This is a genomic window from Crassaminicella profunda, from assembly GCF_019884785.1.
GTDB classification, from domain to species: domain Bacteria; phylum Bacillota; class Clostridia; order Peptostreptococcales; family Thermotaleaceae; genus Crassaminicella; species Crassaminicella profunda.
In genome coordinates this window covers 4,368,511-4,389,805 of sequence record NZ_CP082326.1, presented here as the reverse complement: position 1 = coordinate 4,389,805, position 21,295 = coordinate 4,368,511, and the positions used below count along the sequence as shown (strand labels likewise).

Sequence of the window (21,295 nt, the reverse complement as noted above, 5' to 3'; positions counted from 1 at the left end):
ATTCTATCAATATATGTTCTATTTTGATACATATTTCTTTGTTATCTTTTTCACAAGAGTTTCATTTTGATACATGTGTTTCATTTTAATACGTTTTAAGATTGTATTTCTGTATTTTTCTATACAAAGTACTTCTTCCAATCCCTAAAATTTTAGAAGCTAGTGCTAAATTCCCATCTACTTCTTGTATGGTTTTTACAATAGCCATTTTTTCAATTTCTTCTAAAGACACAAGCTGTTCTGTAAGTCCAATCCCCTTTGGAAGATTGCTAGATTTCATATTATTAGGTAAGTGCTTATATACAAGAACTTCTCCATGATCTACTATATTGACAACTAACTGAATCACATTTTGTAATTCTCTCACATTCCCTGGCCAATGATAATTCATCAACCCTCTATAAAAGCTTTCATTTACCCCTTTTATATTTTTTCCCATGCTCCTACTAAATTTTTCTACAAAATAATCAATAAATATTTTTATATCTTCTTTTCTTTCTCTTAATGATGGCGTTTTGATAGGCATTACATTTAATCGATAGAAAAGATCGTCTCTGAAATTTCCAAGTTCTACTTCTTTTTTTAAATCTTTGTGAGTAGCAGCAATCACTCTTACATCAATAGGAATCACATTATGGCCACCAATCCTTACGATTTGTCTTGTTTCTAATACCCTTAGTAAATTGGCTTGGGTATCTAAAGGCATATCCCCTATTTCATCTAAAAAGATGGTCCCTCCATCAGCAAGCTCAAATTTACCAGGATGCCCGCCTCTTTTAGCTCCTGTAAAAGCCCCTTCTACATATCCAAAAAGCTCACTTCCTACAAGTTCTCTAGGAATGGCTCCACAATTCAAAAATACAAAAGGTTCTTTCCTTCTTGGACTTTCATTATGAATAGCTTGGGCAAAGAGCTCCTTTCCCGTCCCACTTTCTCCTAATAATAGTATGGTAGCATTGGTATTAGCCGCTAAAGTAGCTAATCGTATGGCTTCTTTTATTTGCTTACTCTTTCCTAATATATCATCAAACCTAAATCTGGCTTCTGCACCAACGATTTTATTGACCAAACTGTGAATCATTTTTGATTCTTTAAAGGTAAATACAACGCCTTCTACTTCATTGGTTCCTCGATCTAATATGGGAGTTACCGTCACAATACAAGAAATATCTTTTCCCTTCTTGGTTTTAAAATAAATTTCTTCCTCTTCGTACTTCTTCCCATTTTTGATTCTTCTCATAATTCTATCATAATTTTTTTGATCTAATATGGCATGAATATTTTTCCCTAATATATCTTCTTCCTTGAGTCCTAAAAATCTTCGTGCAAATAAATTAATATCCATAATGGTTCCTTTATTATCCGTGCAAATTAATCCTTCTGAAATAGATTCCATAATGGCATAAAAATGTTTATTCGCTCGGTCAAGCTTTTTATTGGTCTTTTCTAACTTCATCTTTTTTCCTATAGCCTGAGCTGCTGCAACAACCATTCCTAAAGTATGAGGATGAACACTTTCATTAGGACCTGTAGCACTTAAAACCCCTATTATTTCTTCTTTTTCACCTCTTATAGGACATGCTGAAGATGCCCAATTGTGATATTGTTTGCAATAATGCTCTGCACCTATAACTTGAATAGGTTGTCCAATTTCAAGGGCTGTTCCTATTGCATTTGTTCCGATAACTTCTTCTTTCACATTGCATCCTTTATAGATATTTAGTTTGCCATATTTCTCAACAAGATCCCGATCTCCAATACACTCTATAACATATCCGTCATTATCTGTAAGTCTTACAAGAAACCCTGTGTTTTCTACAATTTGACGAAGGCTATGCATAAAAGGCATTGCCGTTTTAATTAAAGCTATACTGTCTCTATATCTTTCTTCAAAAGCTTCATCACATAATTCACTTCGAATTCCTTCATCCATTGGATCTACACCATGTAATTTACTACGCATCCAAGAATACGCAATTACATCTCTTATTAAGTCTTTTTGTATTGTCCCCTTGGTGATAAATAATTCCCATGCTTTCATACAACCTTCATTTTTGCTTAGTAACTTTTTTCCAAGCAAATAAATTCCTCCTATAATCCTTATTTTTATTTATTATATCATTTTTATATCATTATAATAAGTCAACTTACAGGAATAAAGACCTATATATAAATCATTCCCTATTCCCATAAATTTTTATGGTTTTTAGGGTAAAATTATAGTAGAAGGAATTATTCAAATATCTAATTACAAATTAGAAATGGGGGAATAACTATGGCTCCTGAATTAAAGACAATTAAAATACCATTAACTCAGTTAGCAGAGAATATGGTTATTGCAACAGATATATTAGATCACCAAGGAAGAAAACTTATCAGCAAAGGATATAAAGTAACATCATCTCAGAGAATCAAGGATTTATTAGATAAACATCAACTTAAAAATGTTGAAATTCATGTGTATAAAAACAATCCATTTAGAAAGGAAGAAGAACTTCCTATTCCTGATGCAAAGGATATGTCTTTAGTAAACACACTAGAAGAAGAAATCATTACACTCAAGGAAAGCTTGCCTTCTATAAAAAAAAGAATCTCTACTGATTTTCAATATATATTAGAAGGAAAAGAGCTACCTACTAATGTATTAAAGCAACATACAAAAGCTAATCTTAAAATTCTCAATTTAAGAACAAACGTATTTCAACTAATTGAAATCATGAGAAAACTGGATAATAGCATTTACACCCATTGCTACAATGTGGCTTTAACAAGTTATTCTATAGGCAAATGGATGAATCTTTCTGAAGATGATTTGGAAGAATTATTCTTAGCAGCAATGCTTATAGATGTGGGAAAACTTCAAGTCCCAAAAGAAATAATATACAAAAAAGGTTCTTTATCTTATGAAGAACAAATGGAAATTCAAAAGCATGCAATCTATAGTTATAATCTTGTAAAGCCTTATACCTGTATTAGTCACAAAATAAAGCAAACCATACTCACCCATCATGAGAGAATAGATGGTAAAGGATACCCCTTGAGATTAAAAGCATCAGATATTCCTTTATATAGTAGAATCATTGCCGTAGCTGATGTTTATAACACCTTAATAACAGAAAAAGTAGGTACCTTCACTGTATTTGATGTGTTAAAAATCATGAAAACAGAATATAAAAATCTATTAGACCTAAACATATTATATACTTTCTTAAAATATATAGGATGTTGCTTTATCGGACAAAAGGTAAAACTAGATAATCAAGAAATTGGAGAAATCGTTTTTATAAACGACAAACAAATCAATAAACCTCTTATAAAATTATTATCTACTAATAAAATCATTGATTTAAATACTTATAGGCCCTATTGGAAAATAAAACAACTCATCTTGTAAATACTCCTCCTTTACATTTTAAAATAAAAACCTGCTGTCTTAGAACAGCAGGTTTTTATGATTAATTCATAAAATTAAAATACGCTAATATCAAAACACCTAAAATAATTCTATAATATCCAAATACTTTAAAGTCTTTTTTCTTTATATATTTCATAAAGAAAGCAATTACTGCTAATGCCACAATAAACGAAACAATTACTCCAACAAGTAAAAGCATCCATTGATTAGAAGTAATATTGATCCCTGTTTTCATCAAAGAATAAACGGTAGCTCCAGCCATAGTCGGAATAGCTAAGAAAAAGGAAAACTCTGCAGCCACTTGTCTATTAGCTCCTAAAAGCATTGCCCCAATAATGGTAGCAGCAGAGCGAGATGTTCCAGGAACCATAGCAAGGCATTGAATGATTCCTATAATAAATGCTGTTCTAAAAGTCATTTCTTGAATAGAATTAATTCTTGGAAACTTTCTTCTTTTCTCTAACAAGATAATCGCAATCCCTCCAAGAAGAAGAGTTGTTGCTACTACAGTAGGGTTAAATAACTGATCCAAATAATCTCCTATTAAAAGTCCTAAAATAACGGCAGGAATAAATGCCGTAACAACTTTCATCCAAAGATTCATCGTATCTCTTTTTTGTCGCATACTTTTCCTTTTTGAAAAAGGATTCAATTTTTTCCAATATAGACAAACAACAGATAAAATAGCACCAAACTGTATAATTACATCAAAGGCATTGGCAAAAGAGCCTTTGAACTCAATCCAATGATTTACTAAAATAAGATGTCCCGTACTACTAATAGGCAGGAATTCCGTGATTCCCTCTACAATAGAAAGTATAATTACTTTTATCATATCATTCACAAATATGACCTCCTCTAAATTATAAGCACTAATAATTATTTCATTCGGATTAATACCACAAAACCAAAACTTTTTCTTATCTACTTGTATATTAATCTTATACTAGTATAGTTGTATTTCTTATGAAAAGCAAGAAATGTGAATTTTTCTATTCTTGATAATAATACAGCTTTCCATTTTCTATTTGAAATTTTAACCCTTCTTTTTCATGTAGATAAGAAAAAATTGCGCCTATTGTGGTATATAGAAAATGATATTCTTCAAAATCTACCTGTAATTCTTCTAAAATAATCATTTCTTCCAACAATTCTTCTCTTGTCTTAGGCTGCTGAAGTAATTCTTTTGATAAATCTATGTATCTTTGTAAATTGTCTCTATTTACTTTCACAACATTTTTTATTTCCCTTTCATCGTAAACCTTGTGAGAATGACTCAGTATATACGTATCATATTCTAAGCTTTCGATTTTTTCATAGGTATCCATTTGCTTTTGTATATCTACTAGAAATGGCATTTTATATTTTTTTAGAGTTTCTTCTCCCATTAATGAATCTGCTAAAAAACATACTCCATCTCTTGTGGCTATGCCTAATTGTCCATCTGTATGTCCTGGTAGAGAAATAATCTCAAATTTTTCATTATTAATCTTTTCTATTCCTTCGTTTAATAAATGATCTACAGCTATTTCTTTTGTATTCATAAAATTCTTTCGCAATTCTTTTATAGGACTTGCTCCATAAAGCTGCATACAAAACAATTCATCATTTTCAATATATATTTTTTCCTTTTGTGTCGTATAAATAATGCTTCCTGAAAAATGCTCCTTAAAAAAATAATCCCCTCCCATATGATCTATATGATGATGCGTATTGACAATATACTTAGGATTCATATTATTTTCTTTCAACATTTCGCTAATTTTTCGTGCTTGTTGATTCTGATTTCCTGTATCTATCAATAATGCATAACGATCTTTAAATACAAATACTCCTACATTAGTTCCTGACACTATATTATAAGTATTTCCTTTTATCTTGTTGATCTCCATATTATCCTCCTAAGGCTCATTTTCGCATAATAAACTATATATATTTTCTTGAAAAGTAAATATATTATTTAATAACATATAAACATCATCATCTATATCCTAATTGATTCAATCAATAAAAAAATTAAATATTAAAATTATACATCTATAACCCATCTATATTAACGGCCAACAATCAATCTATACAAGAAAATTTAGTTATTTATATTATAACATTTCTACTAAAAATAAATAAAAAGTTCTATCCATGTACTGAACAGAACTTTTACTTAATAATGAATCCCTTATTGCATAACAGGAAGGGTCTTCACAGCTTCTATTGATTCCTCATCAATAAATCTATTTGCCATTTCAATAGCTTCATCTAAACATTCACATACATGATCTTTTCCTAGGGTTTCTATAAAGCCATAGTTTCCTAATATCCTCAAAGGTAATTCTTGTATTTCCATAAGAATCAATTCTGTATTACTTTGTTGATTCATATCGTATAATTGCTTTAAAGCAGCATATCCTGTAGCATCTATGACAGGAACATTCTTCATTTTCAAAATCAATACCTGCGGAGAATGTTCTACCTCTTTGATGACCTTTATAAATTTATCTGCCGCACCAAAGAAAAAGGGGCCGTTAATTTCATAAAAGGCAATTTTTTTAGAAACATTCTCATAGATAGGAAGATCATCTTTTATTTGATTATCTTCCAATAAATACTTAAAGTCTGTAACATCTGCCATTCTCTTCATAAATAAAAAGGCTGCAAGTACCATGCCTACTTCAATAGCAACAACCAAATCTACAATCACTGTTAAAAAGAAGGTGGTCAATAGAATGATGGCATCACTTTTAGGACTTTTAGATAATTCTTTAAAGGCATGCCATTCTCCCATATGATATGCCACCATCATTAAGATGGCTGCTAAAGCTGCCATAGGGATAAATTTCACATAAGGCATCAAAATAAGCATCATCAACAATAACGTAATAGAATGAACAATTCCTGATATAGGTGTTCTTGCACCATTCTTAATATTTGCTGCTGTTCTTGCAATTGCTCCTGTTACAGGAATTCCCCCAAACAAGGATGAACATATATTGGCAACCCCTTGCCCAACAAGCTCAATATTTGAACGATGATTTCCTCCTATCATTCCATCTGCTACTACTGCAGACAATAAAGATTCTATACTTCCAAGTAAGGCGATTGTAATTCCTGGCATAATCAATTCTTGTATCATCTTCAGATTGATCTGAGGCAAGCTTGGCATAGATAAAGATGTAGAAATCTCTCCAAATTGACTCCCAATAGTTGCAACATCTAATTTCAATAAAATACTAATAAATGTCACAAAAATAATAGCAATCAATGTGGAAGGAATTTTTTTATTCACCTTTGGCCATAAAACAATAATCAAAATCGATAACGCTCCAACCAGAAGAGCCGCTCCATTGATTGTATGAAAATTTCCAAAGTATGCTGTCCATTTTGGAATAAAATCTGCTGGTACCTTGTCCATACTCAACCCAAAAAAGTCCTTGATCTGAGATGAAAAAATAATAATAGCAATCCCACTTGTAAATCCTGTTGTAATAGGATATGGAATAAACTTAATCATACTTCCCAGCTTGAGTACTCCCATTAAAATTAAAAAAATACCTGCAATAACAGTTGCAACCGTCAGTCCACTTAATCCATATTTTTGTACAATTCCATAAACAATGACTACAAAAGCACCTGTAGGTCCTCCGATTTGAACCCTGCTTCCTCCTAGTAGTGAAACAAAAAAGCCTCCTATAATAGCAGTAATTAGTCCCTTTTCTGGAGACACCCCTGATGCAATAGCAAGGGCTATTGATAAAGGAAGTGCAATAATTGCTACAATAATTCCTGCTGCAAAATCTTTTAAAAATTGTTCTTTGTTGTAATCCCTTAAGCATGTAAATAATTTGGGTATCATTTTGTTTTCTCTCCTTAGTAGATAAAAAGTCATATAAAACCGTGTATCATTATACTCCTGTTGGTAATATAATACAAACCTATTTTTTACTTTTTCTACAAATTTTTTATAGACCTTTTATCTACTATAGAGATCATTATTTATTTTAATCTCACATCTGCTGCAAGTTTATGTGCAAATAGTCCTTCGAGTTCTCCAAGTCTTGATGCAACAGGGGCAATTTGTTTCAATCCTTCCTTTGTTACCCTTTGATTGGTAACAATTTTCATAAAAGTTCCTACCCATACGCCACCTGTATATCGTGCAGCTTCCATAGTAGGTAAGATATGATTTGTTCCTGCCACATAATCTCCAAATACTTCTGCTGCGCCTTCTCCAATAAAGAGAGATCCATAGTTTGTAAGCTTCCATACCATATCGTCAGGATTTTTCACTTGAATTTCTAAATGCTCTGGTGCTATTTCATTAGACATACAAATAGCTTCTTCTAATGTACTAAACAGAATAATTTCTCCATTATTTTCCCAAGATTCTCTTGCAATATCTTTTGTAGGTAATTCTTTTAAAAAGTTTTCTACTTCTTTTATCGTCTGCCTTCCTACTTTTTCATCTGTACAAAGAAGGATCCCTCTTGCCTGTGGATCATGCTCAGATTGGGCTAAAATATCTGCTGCAATGATTTTAGGGTTTGCTGCCTGATCCGCAATAACTACAACTTCACTAGGCCCTGCTAAAAAATCTATTCCTACCTTGCCACTTACCTGCCTTTTTGCTTCTGTTACATATTGATTTCCAGGTCCTACAATTAGATCTACCGCCTTGATACAATCTGTTCCATAAGCTAAAGCTCCAATAGCTTGTGCTCCACCCATAGCATAGATTTCATTAGCTCCTGCTAAATCCATAGCAACTAAAGTGGCTGGATGAATAGATGTTGTTCCCTTTACAACAGGCGAACAGGTAACGATTCTTTTCACACCTGCTACTCTTGCAGGAATAATAGACATAAGGGCTGATGAAGGTAGTGGATATCTTCCTCCTGGCACATATCCTGCACAAGCATCTATAGGAATGGCTCGGTGTCCTAAAAAAACCCCAGGTAATACTTCTTTTTCTTTTAAATCACACATGATTTCCTTTTGCATTTTTGCAAATTGCTCAATATTTTTTGCAGCAAATTTTAAATCCTCAAGGGTACTTTGTTTAACTTCTTTATAAGCCTTTTGAATCTCTTCTTGTGTAATCTGATAGCTTTCTCGATGACAATTGTCAAACAAAGTATTGTATTCTTGAAGAGCTTCATCTCCTTCTTTTCTGATTCTTTCTATGATTTCTGAAACCCTTTTTTGTACATTTTTTTCTTCTTGCTCTTTTTTAACAGCTGCTGACTTTAATTGAATCATTTTCACTTCACCTCTTTATCATAATAAAGTATTAGTATCAGTATACCATATCCCTTAAAAGATTTTTAGCAAATTTATTGAATTTATTCGACATTTTTTATAGATTGTAATATGATTATTTTATAAATTACTCTCATTTTAAAATCACTTTAAAGGAGGTCTCCTATGACTACTCATCCTATTGCCAATAATATTCAATCAAAATTACATAAACAAGAAGAACTGATCAATTTTTTTACAAAAATCGGAACATTCTTATCTACACAAAAAAACACAAATACGCTCCTTGAATTAATCGTAGACGTCAGTATGAAAATCACAGATAGCGATGGTGCTAGTTTATATATTAAAGAGACAAAAGAAAAAAAAGATTATCTAAGATTTAAAATTGCACGTAATCATTCAAGAGATTTTCCTTTTAAAGAATTTGTAATGCCTATTGATAAAAACAGTATTGCAGGTTTTTCTGCTTTAACAGGAAATCCTTATAATTTCAAAAGTGTAGATGAAATTCCTGATGTTTTAGGCATAAAATATAACGATTCCTTTGATAAAAAAATCAATTATAAAACTATCAATATGTTAGTAATTCCTATGAAAAACCTTAAAGGTGAAGTAATAGGTATCCTACAACTTCTTAATAAGAAAAAACATTATGATACCGTCTTAACCCAATTCAAATCCTTTTGTGAAAATATTATTTCCTATTCGGATCAAGAAATACATATTATTTCTTCCCTTGCATCTTCTGCAGCAATTGTTTTAGAACGTAGAAAATTATATGATGAAATTCAAGAATTATTTAAAACTTTTACAGAAAGTATGGTAACTACTATTGATCAAAGAGATCCCTCTACAGCTGGTCATTCTGTCCGCGTAGCAAAGTATGCAACCCATTTTGCAAAAGCTGTTCACAATATGGATTATGGGAAATATAAAGATCAAACTTTTTCAGAGCAACAGTTAGATGAAATTTATTATGCTGGTCTTTTACATGATATTGGAAAAATCGGTGTGAAAGAATCTGTTTTGCTAAAGGAAAAGAGAATATCTGAACATGAAATGGAAGTTATCAAATATAAATTTCATTACTTAAAAAAGCATTTACAAATAAAAAAATTAAATAATACCATTACCCCATCAGAACTAGTACTTTTTAATGATATCGATCAATACTATAATTTTATTGTTTCCATTAATTCAAAAAACTTCATAAAAGAAGAAGAATTGAATCAACTTCAAATAATATCTCAAACCGAGTTTATAGATATTGATCTTCAAAAGAAAAAAATTCTTACAGAAAATCAATTAAATCATCTTTCCGTTCAAAGAGGAAATCTTACAGATTTAGAAAGAACCTCTATAGAAAAACATCCTCTGTATACCTACGAAATATTAAAAAATATTTCTTGGGGAGCAGATTTAAAAAATGTTCCACATATTGCGGCATACCATCACGAAAAATTGAACGGTCATGGTTATCCTTTTCATTTAGAAGAAACAGAAATTCCTATTCAATCAAAAATTTTAGCCATTGTAGATATTTTTGATGCCTTAACTGCTAGAGATCGACCTTATAAACCAGCTTTATCTATAACTAAAACCTTAGACATTCTTTCAGATGAAGCAGAAAAGAATCATATCGATAAAGACCTTCTTGATATTTTTATACATGATATACTTCAATAATAAAAGGAGGACGTTTCATGTTAAATAATGATTTTTCTATTCTCTTTTGGGGTGTTCGAGGCTCTACTCCCTCCCCAAACAAAAATACAATACAATTTGGAGGAAACACTCCTTGTGTCCAAATTCAAGCAGGAAAGCACCTTTTAATACTAGATGCAGGCACAGGAATTTGTCAACTTGGGAAAAGCTTGATAGAGCAAAAGGAACAAATTAAAGCACATATTTTTATTTCACATGTCCACTGGGATCATATTCAAGGTATTCCTTTTTTTCTTCCCCTTTATGAAAAGAATCATCAATTTATATTCTATGGAGAGAAAAAAGATAATACTCCATTTTCACAAATTATTAAAAATATTATGACCCCCCCATATTTTCCTATTACATGGGATGAAATAAAAGCTGACTGCACCTTTTATGAAATCTATCAAGATAAAACACTTCATTTAGATGATCATTTAACGGTTAAAACCTTACGTCTTAATCATCCTGATGATGCTTTAGGTTTTCGTATAGAATTTGAAGGTAAAAGTTGTTGCTATATTTCAGATATTGAACACCAGAAAACAACAGAATCTCAACTAATACAATTCATCAAAAACACTGATATTCTTATTTATGATGCAAATTTCACAGAAGAAGAATATATTCATAAAAAAGGATGGGGCCATTCTACATGGCAAAACGGAGTTAAAATAGCTAAAAAAGCATACGTTAAAAAATTAATTTTATTTCATCATGATCCCTATCGCTATGATGAAGAATTAGAATCTATTGAAACACAAGCAAAAAAAATATATCCGAATACCTTTGCTGCTAAAGAGGGTATGCATCTATTTTTATAGGAGGTCTATATGGGTAAAAAACTTATTCTTACTTTATTATTTATCTTTATGCTTCATCCATCCCTTATTTTTGCAAATGAAAATATCGATCAGCTTTTAGAAAAATTAGACCAGGCCTCTACTATAGAAAAGCCTGATCTACTCAATCAGCTTGCAGAAGCTTATCTAGATCAATCTCCAAGCAAAAGTATCGAATATGGAAATAAAGCATTATCCTTATCCAATAAACTTAATTTAAAAGATGCAAAAATAGATGCACTGACTACTATTGGAATGGCTTATTATAGTACCTCTGACTTTGAAACAGCAACTAAATTTTTTTCTGAAAACTTATCCTTAAGTGAGAGTTTTCAATATAAAAAAGGTGCAGCTCTTAACAACACTGGATTAGGATTAATTTATCATGCTCAAGGAGATTTTAATAAAGCATCAGAATATTTTTCTAAATCTTTAGCTCTTTATAAAGAAATTCCAGACCAAAAAGGTATGGCTCAATCCTTAAACAATATTGGTGCCATAAAAGACGCTCAAGGAGATTATGAAAAAGCTCTTGATTATTATTTACAAGCTTTAGATATAAATACAAAAATACAAAATAAAGAAGAAATGGCTACCTGCCTTAACAATATTGGATCTATCAATCAACAACAAAGATATTATAATAAATCTTTCAATTACTATCTACAAGCATTAAAGATATTCGAAGAAATCAACAATCAAAAAGGTACAGCCGTCACCTTAAATAATATTGCAGACATATACATCTTAAAAAAAGATTATGAAAAGGCTCTTACATATTTTTCAAGAGCTCTAAAAATATATACAAATCTTGATAATAAAGAAGAAATTGCAAACACATTAAATAACATAGGTTACATTTATGATATAACAGCAAATTACCCTTTTGCACTACAGTTTTATGAAAAGTCACTATCCATTCGTGAAGAAATACAAGACGAAAAAGGAATCATTAATTCCTATAATAACATGGGTACTGTCTATCATTATTTAGAAAAATTACAAAACGCTTTAGATTATCACACAAAAGCCTATGAAAAAGCTACTAAAATCACCTATACAGAAGGCATTCTCTCTTCATTAGAAAATATTGCCTTCGATTACAAAAGTTTAGGAGATTACAAAAAGGCTTTTTTATATTATGAAAAACACACAGAACTAAAAAATGCACTACAGGATCAAGATATTCGTGAAAACATTATCGAGATGGAAACAAAATATGAAACAGAAAAAAAACAAATGAAAATCGAACTCTTAGCAAAAGAAAATAAAATGAATACATTTAAATATCGATTGCAGCTTATACTTAGTCTTGTATCCTTATTAATTTTACTGATTGTTATTGTACTTGGTTATATCATCTGGAAAGAAAAGAAAAAATCCGAAAAATTGCTTTTAAATATTTTACCTTCTAAAGTAGCCCACGATTTGAAAAAAACAGGCAAAACAGAACCAGAAAGCTTTGAAAATGTTACCGTATATTTTTCTGATATTGTAGGGTTTACAAAAATATCTTCTACTCTTAAACCTAAGTTTTTAATCGATGAATTAAATGACTTATTTACACATTTTGATAATATCATGGAAAAACATAGTTGTGAACGCATTAAGACCATTGGAGATGCTTATCTAGCTATCTGTGGTATGCATGAAAAAAAGCAGGATCATGCTCAACATATGATTCAAGCATCTATAGAAATATTAGATTATTTGAATAACAGAAATAAAAATACACAAATACAATGGCAAATCCGAATAGGTATTCATTCTGGAAATATTGTAGGAGGAGTTGTAGGTATTAAAAAATATATTTATGATGTTTTTGGAGATACAATCAATACAGCTTCTCGGATGGAAAGTAATAGTGATGCTATGAAAATTAATGTATCTGAAGCAACTTATAATCTCACTAAAGATGATTTTTCATTTATCAAAAGAGCATCTATAGAAGTAAAAGGAAAAGGCTTAGTAACTATGTATTTTGTTGACACAAATCAATCATAAAAAAAACCTTCCTAGTGAATACATTTTCCTAGGAAGGGTTTTTATTTTTTACTTTTTTTAATTTTAATCTTTTTACTGTACTTACTTAAAATCTATCTTCCCATACACATTCTTGCAATTTATAAATCATTAATGCTGCATCTTCTCGCTTCATAGGTGCAATTGGATTATATGGATTTTGATTTTCTCCTACTAATCTTTTCTGAAAAACTGTTGCTATCGCACCTTTTGACCATAAATTGATTTCACCTTGCTGCTCATATTGAGCAAAATATTGATCCATCTCTTTTGGTGTTTTTACATGCTCATATTTTTCAAAAACCTTTGCCATAACTACTGCAGCTTCCTCATTTGTAATATTTTCTTTTGGTTCAAATCTATTTGCTTCTTTTCCTTGAATTAATCCTTGATCAAATGCAGCTGCAATTTCTTTATAATAGGGACTCGATACTTCTACATCTTTAAATGGCAACCTAAGTTCCTTTTCATCTAATCCAAAGTTTCTAGACAACCATCCTACAAACTCTTCTCTTGAAACTTCTTTATTCGGCATAAATTCATCATCGTCTTCTAATATACCTTTTTGAAGCAAAAGATTTATTTCTTTTTCATTAGAATGATTTTTAATGTCACTAAAAGCTTTGTTAGATTTCATTACCGTATAAGTACTTAGATGAATACGATACACGTTAATTTGTTTTGTAACAGGATTATACCTCCCACCCACAGCCTTCCAACCTTTCAAATCTTCATCATACAAATAAACTGTTAAGCTTTCTAAATCCTCTTTTGAATACTTTGACAAATCTATATAAGATAAATCAAAATATACAATCATAGGTTTTTTAAATTTTGGGATTCTTTTCCCTCGAATAAACCCATTAATTTCTATCTCCGGCATATTCTCAATTCTTTCAACATCCCTTGGTGCTTCTAACCTCCCTTTATTAACAAGCGCTGTTTCTAATGTAATATAGTCTTCCTTATTAATATTTTCAAAGGTATCACTCCCTACAATAAACCCTGCATATTTCATATTAAAAGCAATTTGATCTATATTTTTCTTTTTTATTTCCGTTATAATTTCCCCTTTGAAATCCGTTACTATATTTTTCGTAGTTTTTATGTTTATAGGCATATTGATTGTTAAAATTCCTTTAGCTTCTCCTATTCTTTCTTCCCCTACTGTCTTTTTTAATTCATCTTTAATCTTTTTAAAATATTTCTTTTTGTCTTCCATCTGCTGCTGTATCCATTCAGAAGGAATAGAAGCCCTGGCTGTATCTCCATCTACTTTTATATTTTCTGAAGAAAGCTGAATTTGTCCAACTTTGTCCATAGCTTTTTCTCCTAAGTGTATTACAGCATCTTTTAATTCTTCTCTTTTTTGTAATACTATATCTTTATCTGACAGTAGAGTTTCTGAACTTTTTATAATAGAAATCACAGCATCTATCATTTCTTTTGGCTGATCCACTTCCTGCATAATCCGTGGAACATCCTTTATTGTGTTTATAGCAACATCTATCATTTCTTCTTTATTTCCTTGTGCATTCTTTAAATACTTTACAGACTTTTGCAATATTTCTTTTGGTTTTTGTAATGGACTCACTCTATTTTCCCCTGTTTGACTATTGCTAAAGCCAGTCCCATTACCCTTATTGTTGTTTATATTACCACTAGAATCATGGCTATTTGAATGATCATTAGATGTATTATTATCTGAATCTGAATGAAGATCTTCTTGTCCTGATTGTTGATCTTTAACAGTAAATTTTATTTCGTAGATTTTTACTACTTTTCCATCTTCAGCGACTACTTCAACTTTTGTTATACCAGGTAAACCCTTTGCATTGTCAATCTGTATATTTGCATTTTCACCTTTCGCTTTTGCTGTTACAAGGGGAACCCTATTCCTTCCATTATGAAGCTCTACTTCATAAAAATAATCATTATAAACAAAATCACTTACTGTTTCATTATCTACCCTCAAATCCTTTAGATATGCATTATTGCTTTTCCCTAAATTAAAACAAATTACATATTCACTTAAAAGTTCTCCATATGTATCTGTCAACTCAATCCTTGTGATTCCTGGTAAGCTTTCTGTTTGAATAATGTTTACTGTTACATTAGGATCTTGTGCTATTGCTGTTACCTTTGGAACCTTCATACTTTCATAGGGAAGCTCTACTTCATAAGTATACTCATTATAGACAAAATCACTTACCGTTTTATCATTAATCTTTAAATCCTTTAAATATATATTTGTATTCTCTTCCAACATCAATTGGATAAAATAAGTATTTAAAACTATTCCATTCTTTATTACCTTAACTTTTGTTGTTGCTGGCAAACTCATTGCTTGGATAATGTTTACCGTTGCATCCATGTCTACTGCTTTAGCTGTTATTATAGGAATCATATCCGTTCCATAAGGAAGTAGCACCTTATAGTTAAATTGATTCTTCTTGAAATCTTTTAAAACTTGTCCATTCATCTTCAATTCATATAAATAAGGTTGCTCTCCAAGATAAAATTTATTAACCTCATGATTATTTTCTATTTTTGATGCAAAAACAGTTCCCCCATCTTTTCCCTTTTCTATAGAATAAATCTCATCACTATATTTTGTTCCATTATTCCATTTCCAGATAAGCTCTCCCTTTTCATCAGTTTGAATGATCCATACATCTTTAACACCCGAATTTTCATTAAAATCTCCGTCATCTGAGTATGATTCTCCTCCAATCATATAACCTCCATCATCAATCTTTACAAATCCTATAGGGAGATCATCCTTGCTTCCTCCGTAAGTTCTTTCATATTCTAGCTCCCCATTTTTATTGGTTTTAGCAAACCAATAATCCTTTTCTCCATGGTTAATGGTAGTTCCTATATTTAATTCAGTAACTCCTAATAAAGCATATCCACCATCATCTGCCAATTGTATATCTATCCCTTTTATTCTTTTATCATCAATAACAGTATCTGTATTTGTGTCTCCATAGGTCTTATTCCATACTACATCTCCATTTTCATCAATCTTAAATAGCCAAAAATCATATGATTTCGGGTTCGTTTCAGAAGATATAGTTGTTCCAAAAACAACATATCCTCCATCAGGTGCTTCTTTTATACTAATCCCTTTATCACAACCTGTTCCACCATAACTTTTAATCCACATCTTTTTCAATTGATGATCCAGCTTTAAAATCCAACAATCATAATCTCCCTTATTTTCTAAACCTTCAATAATAGAATTTCCATATCCTACAACCATATATCCGTCCTCTTTTGTTGCTATAATTTTTGAAGGAATATCTACATTTTCTCCTTCTAAATACATTTCTTTTCCTTTTTCACCATTTATGTCTAATTCAAATATATGCCAATCACTACTTCTTACGGTTTTTCCTTCTTCATCAACAATTGTCCCTGTAGGCTTTGATAGAACAATATACCCTCTAGTAGATTTTTCTTGAACATCTATAACACACTCCATCTCTGAAGTATATTGTCCCACCCATTCCACATTCCCAAAACTATCTATTTTAAATATCAGCTGATGCTCTGAACGTAATCCATATCCCCCGCCTATAAATCCACCATCCTTTGTGGAAGATACAAACGAAACTCTTATTCCTTCTTCATCTCCAGAGCCATCTTTACTATAAGTTAAAGTTTTTTTCCACTGAAATGTTCCCTTATGCTTTTCATAAGATTGCCCATATACTTTTTCTATTGGTACACCTACTATAAAAATAACAAAAATCAATAATCTTATTAGCCCTTTATTCAACATGTTTTTCTTCCCTTCAATAATTATGATCTTTTCTTCATATAGATAATTCTTCATCAGTTGTCAAATACCTCCAAATTCCTACATGAATTTAGTAAAGTAAGTTTTGTTCTTCTTACTTATAAGCGTCCCCCTCTTCTAAATTGATAAATATAATCTTGGCTAAATAGATTATTCATTTTTAATGATTAAAAAACACCTTATGTAATATATAAAAACACACTATTCTAGGTTTATATATTCTTCCTAGAATAGTGTGTTTATTTTTATCCTATCTCCTATAGACGATCCCTTACATTATAAACCATTAACGCTGCATCTGCACGTGTCATGGATTCATTCGGATTATACTGATTTTGATTATTCCCTGACAGTCTTTTCTGAGAAACCATGGCTACAGCATCCTTTGACCATGAAGCAATGTTTTCTTGATCATTATACTGGGCAAGGTATGGATTCTTATCTTTTGGTGATTTTATTTTCTCATATTTTTTAAGAGCATTTGCAATAGCTACTGCTGCTTCTTGTTTTGTAATATTTCCCTTTGGATCGAAGACATTATCCTTTTTCCCTTGTATTAATCCTTGATCAAATGCAGCGGCAATCTCTTTATAATTAGGATTCCTTCGATCTACATCCTTAAAAGGCACTTCTATTTCCTTTTCCTCTAATCCAAAGCTCTTAGAAACCCATCCGACAAACTCTTCTCTAGAAACTTCTTTGTTTGGCATAAATTCATTTTCATCTTCTAGTATGCCTTTTTTCAAAAGAAGATTGATTTCTTTTTCTGAAGAATGTTTTTTAATATCACTAAAGGTTCTATTGGATTTCATAACTGTATAGGTACTTAAATGAATACGATACACATGAATACGATTTGTAGCAGGATCATATGTTCCTCCTACAGCCTTCCACTCGTTGGTCTCTTCATCATATAAATAAGCTGTTAAGCTTTCTAACTCCTCTTCTGAATACTTTGATAAATTCAAATGGGATAAATTAAAATATACTTCCATAGGTTTTTTAAAGCTTTTGATTGTTTCATCCTGAACCTTTGCATTAATTTCTAATATAGGCATATTATTAACTTTTTCAATATCTTTAGGTAAAAATGTCATGTCTTGATTATCAACGACTTCTTCTAATGTGATTTTTTCTTGCTCTTTCACATTTTTAAATGTATCTGGTTCTACTGTAAATCCTACATATTTCATATTGAATATGACACGATCTATATTCTTATTTTCAATTTGTGTTAAGATTTCTCTTTGAAAATCTACAGATATCGTTTCAGTATTTTGCATGGTTTTTGGCATATTTACCGTTAAAGCTATTTTTGCCTCTTCTGCTCCTTCTCCTACTACTTTTTTTAATGCATCCTTAATACTATTCATGTTTTTCTCTGTGTTTTCAATTTGTTTTTGTAACCATTGAGAAGAAATAGTAGCCTTAGCTGTATATCCTTCTACTTTTATAGCTTTTAAAGGAACTTGCATTTGTCCAACCTTTTCCATAGCTTTTTCTCCTAAACGGACTATTGCATCTTTTAGTTCTTCTCTTTTTTCTAAAGGTGTATCTATATCCGAAAGTAGTTCTTCTGTGTTTTCTACCATAGTAGTCACATCATCTACAATGTCTTGCGGATCATCAACTTCTTGCATAATCTTAGGAACATCTTTTATTGTGTTTATAACATCTTTTATAATTTGTTCTTTATTTTCTTTTGTATCTTTTAAAGTCTCTATAGACTTTTTTAAGGATTCTTTTGGTTTTTCTAAGGGACTAACTTTAGCCTCTTCTCCCTGACTATTGCTGGAACCACCACTACTACTCGAATTACTATTAGAATTGTTATTATTTGAATGATTATCTTGCCCTGATTCTTTCTCTTTAACTACAAAATTTATTTCATACGTTTTTATCATATTCCCATCTTCAGCAGTTACTTCAACCCTCGTAGTTCCTGGTAGGCTTGTTGCTTGAGTAATATTCACCTTCGCATTTTCATCTTGTGCTTTTGCCGTTACATTTGGTACTGTCGTACTTCCAAAGGGAAGTTCTACTTGGTAAGTATAATCATTATATACAAAATCACTTACTGTTTGATTAGCTATTCTTATATCCTTTAAATAAGCATTATTGCTTTTGTCTAAGGTAAAATAAATAGAATAGATATTTAAAAGTTCTCCATCTTCAGCTGTTACTTTAACACTTGCTGTTCCTGGTACACTTGTTGCTTGCGTAATATTCACCTTCGCATTTTCATCCTGTGTTTTTGCTGTTACCGTTGGTATACTAGTACTTCCAACAGGAAGCTTTACTTCATAAGTATACTGATTATAAACAAAATCAGTAACGGTTTCATTATTTATCTTTAAATCACTTAAATATGCATTTGTATTTTTTAATACTGTAAAATAAATAGTATATGTATTTTGAGTACTTCCATCTTCAGCTATTACCTCAATCCTTGTAGTCCCTGGCAAACTCATTGCTGGAGTAATATTCACCGTTGCATTTGGATCTTGTGCTGTTGCTGTTACTATTGGTACTGTTGTACTTCCATAAGGTAACTCTTTTTCATAAGTATATTGATTATATACAAAGTCACTTACTGTTTCATCATTTATTTTTAAATCATTTAAATACGCATTTGTATTCTTTTCTAAAGTAAATTGAATAGAATAAGTTTTTAGAACAATTTCTTCCTTTATTATCTCTACCTTTGTTGTTCCTGGTAAACTTTCTGCAGGAATAACATTTACCGTTGCATCCATATCTAATGCTTTTGCTGTAATGGTAGGAACAATCGTACTTCCACGTGGCAATATTACTGTATATCCAAATGTATTTTCTTGAAATCCACTTAAATCTTGATCATCCATTTTTAATTCATATAGATATCTTTGTCCAGGATAAATTTTAGCAATCTCATTGTTGCCTCCTATTTTTGAGGAAATAATAGCTCCTCCCTCCAACCCTGTCTGAATACAATAAATCATATCTTCTTGTGCTGTTCCAACATTCCATTTCCAAAGGATTTCTCCACTTTCATCTACTTGAATTATCCATCCATCTTCATTTCCTTGATTCTCATTAAAATCTCCATCACTTGAATTTGAATTTCCAGCAATCATATATCCACCATCAGATGTCTTTATGAACCCTATAGGAGAATCATTTCCACTTCCTCCATAAGTTTTTTGAAACTGTTTTTCTCCATCTTTGTCTATTTTCACAAACCAATAATCTTTACCACCATGATTTCCAGTAATATCTCCATTGTTAATCGTAGTATTTCCTAATAAAGCATATCCCCCATCAGGAGTTGGTTGCATATCTATTGGTTTAATAGCATCTGAAGAAACACTAGAATCATCTTTTGTCCCTCCATACGTCTTATTCCATACTACATTTCCGGCTTCGTCAATCTTAAATACCCAAAAGTTATAATTTCTTGGTATATCTGGTGGGCGCTCTATTACTACAGATGTCCCAAATACAACATAGCCTCCATCTGTTGCTTCTTTAATACTAACCCCTTTGTCTTGACCTTCTCCACCATAATTTTTAATCCAAACCTTATTAAAGTTATTGTCAATTTTTAGAACCCAACAATCATAGTCTCCTTTATTTTGTTGAAAATCTCCATCACTAGAATTTTCATAGCCTACAACAATATAACCTCCATCATTTGTTTGTACAATTTGTTCTACAAAATCTCGATCACTGCCTCCTACTCGAAATTCTTTTTCTGGTATTTGTTCGCCATTTTCATCCAATTCAAATATATATCCATTGCAACCACTAATACCTTCTATATACCACCATCTATTCTCTAAAACAACATATCCCCCACTAGATTTTTCTTGAATATCTGCAATTTTATTGCCAAATCCACCATATTCTTTCGCCCATACCAAATTTCTAGCATTATCCAATTTAAATATAAGACCACTATAGTCATCATATCCTATACCAATGAATCCCCCATCTCTAGTGGGCGATAAATATTCAACTTGTATTTCCTCTTCATCTCCCATTCGGTCATGAGTTAAAATCTTTTTCCACTGATAGGTTACCTTGTTATTTTCATATCCTTCCCCATATACATTTTTTATCGGCACACCTGTTAAGCAAATAGTAAAAATTAGTAGCCTAGCTAACCACCTATTTATCTTTCTTATCTCCATCATGCCCCTCCTTTTATATGCAAAACAATTCCATATCTTTAAACGATTCTATACTTTTCGCCTTTTTCCTTCAAAT

11 protein-coding genes are annotated in these 21,295 nt (G+C 31.1%); 4 read left to right on the top strand and 7 right to left on the bottom strand.

Features of this window, described 5'->3' with window-relative positions; translation table 11 throughout:
* Window positions 1-85: 85 nt before the first annotated feature.
* A complete protein-coding gene (locus K7H06_RS20145) occupies window positions 86-2,080 on the bottom strand; it encodes a sigma-54-dependent Fis family transcriptional regulator (RefSeq protein ID WP_223037786.1) in 1,995 nt (664 codons plus the stop codon).
* Between the two features lie 195 nt (window positions 2,081-2,275).
* On the opposite strand from K7H06_RS20145, the gene K7H06_RS20140 reads away from it, so the two are divergent.
* Window positions 2,276-3,394 (top strand): HD-GYP domain-containing protein, encoded by a 1,119-nt coding sequence (locus tag K7H06_RS20140; RefSeq protein WP_223037785.1) that lies wholly within the window; start codon window positions 2,276-2,278, stop codon window positions 3,392-3,394.
* A 61-nt stretch (window positions 3,395-3,455) separates the two neighbouring features.
* Here K7H06_RS20140 and K7H06_RS20135 read toward each other — a convergent pair whose 3' ends face one another.
* From K7H06_RS20135 to hisD, 4 genes are all read right to left on the bottom strand, one after another.
* Window positions 3,456-4,265 (bottom strand): undecaprenyl-diphosphate phosphatase, encoded by an 810-nt coding sequence (locus tag K7H06_RS20135; RefSeq protein WP_343216835.1) that lies wholly within the window; start codon window positions 4,263-4,265, stop codon window positions 3,456-3,458.
* Window positions 4,266-4,407: 142 nt separating this feature from the next.
* Entirely contained in the window at window positions 4,408-5,307 is a 900-nt protein-coding gene (locus K7H06_RS20130) for an MBL fold metallo-hydrolase (RefSeq protein ID WP_223037783.1), read from the bottom strand.
* A 284-nt stretch (window positions 5,308-5,591) separates the two neighbouring features.
* A complete protein-coding gene (locus K7H06_RS20125; protein ID WP_223037782.1) occupies window positions 5,592-7,265 on the bottom strand; it encodes a SulP family inorganic anion transporter in 1,674 nt (557 codons plus the stop codon).
* A gap of 140 nt (window positions 7,266-7,405) precedes the next feature.
* Complete coding sequence (gene hisD / locus K7H06_RS20120) at window positions 7,406-8,668, bottom strand: histidinol dehydrogenase (RefSeq protein WP_223037781.1); 1,263 nt, start codon at window positions 8,666-8,668, stop codon at window positions 7,406-7,408.
* Window positions 8,669-8,833: 165 nt separating this feature from the next.
* Between hisD and K7H06_RS20115 the strand changes: the two genes are divergently transcribed.
* Genes K7H06_RS20115 through K7H06_RS20105 form a run of 3 tightly spaced genes read left to right on the top strand, consistent with a single transcriptional unit; the run spans window position 8,834 to window position 13,224 of the window.
* Window positions 8,834-10,357 carry an HD domain-containing phosphohydrolase gene (locus K7H06_RS20115; RefSeq protein WP_223037780.1) on the top strand — a complete coding sequence of 508 codons (1,524 nt, stop codon included), beginning with the start codon at window positions 8,834-8,836 and terminating at the stop codon, window positions 10,355-10,357.
* Between the two features lie 17 nt (window positions 10,358-10,374).
* Entirely contained in the window at window positions 10,375-11,202 is an 828-nt protein-coding gene (locus K7H06_RS20110) for an MBL fold metallo-hydrolase (protein ID WP_223037779.1), read from the top strand.
* Window positions 11,203-11,211: 9 nt separating this feature from the next.
* Entirely contained in the window at window positions 11,212-13,224 is a 2,013-nt protein-coding gene (locus K7H06_RS20105) for an adenylate/guanylate cyclase domain-containing protein (protein ID WP_223037778.1), read from the top strand.
* Between the two features lie 85 nt (window positions 13,225-13,309).
* On the opposite strand, the gene K7H06_RS20100 is transcribed toward K7H06_RS20105, so the two are convergent.
* Together K7H06_RS20100 and K7H06_RS20095 are read right to left on the bottom strand one after the other, a co-directional pair.
* Entirely contained in the window at window positions 13,310-17,083 is a 3,774-nt protein-coding gene (locus K7H06_RS20100; protein ID WP_223037777.1) for an S-layer homology domain-containing protein, read from the bottom strand.
* A 221-nt stretch (window positions 17,084-17,304) separates the two neighbouring features.
* The gene (locus tag K7H06_RS20095) at window positions 17,305-21,219 is read right to left on the bottom strand and encodes an S-layer homology domain-containing protein (RefSeq protein WP_223037776.1); all 3,915 of its coding nucleotides are present in this window, start codon (window positions 21,217-21,219) and stop codon (window positions 17,305-17,307) included.
* Between the last annotated feature and the right edge of the window lie 76 nt (window positions 21,220-21,295).

What these genes read in the sequence shown, in the direction of transcription:
- K7H06_RS20115 (WP_223037780.1), top strand. Translation starts at nt 8,834, where the DNA reads ATGACTACTCATCCTATTGCCAATAATATTCAATCAAAATTACATAAA.
- K7H06_RS20130 (WP_223037783.1), bottom strand. Translation starts at nt 5,307, where the DNA reads ATGGAGATCAACAAGATAAAAGGAAATACTTATAATATAGTGTCAGGA.
- K7H06_RS20105 (WP_223037778.1), top strand. Translation starts at nt 11,212, where the DNA reads ATGGGTAAAAAACTTATTCTTACTTTATTATTTATCTTTATGCTTCAT.
- K7H06_RS20125 (WP_223037782.1), bottom strand. Translation starts at nt 7,265, where the DNA reads ATGATACCCAAATTATTTACATGCTTAAGGGATTACAACAAAGAACAA.
- K7H06_RS20110 (WP_223037779.1), top strand. Translation starts at nt 10,375, where the DNA reads ATGTTAAATAATGATTTTTCTATTCTCTTTTGGGGTGTTCGAGGCTCT.
- K7H06_RS20140 (WP_223037785.1), top strand. Translation starts at nt 2,276, where the DNA reads ATGGCTCCTGAATTAAAGACAATTAAAATACCATTAACTCAGTTAGCA.
- K7H06_RS20095 (WP_223037776.1), bottom strand. Translation starts at nt 21,219, where the DNA reads ATGGAGATAAGAAAGATAAATAGGTGGTTAGCTAGGCTACTAATTTTT.
- K7H06_RS20100 (WP_223037777.1), bottom strand. Translation starts at nt 17,083, where the DNA reads ATGAAGAATTATCTATATGAAGAAAAGATCATAATTATTGAAGGGAAG.
- hisD (WP_223037781.1), bottom strand. Translation starts at nt 8,668, where the DNA reads ATGATTCAATTAAAGTCAGCAGCTGTTAAAAAAGAGCAAGAAGAAAAA.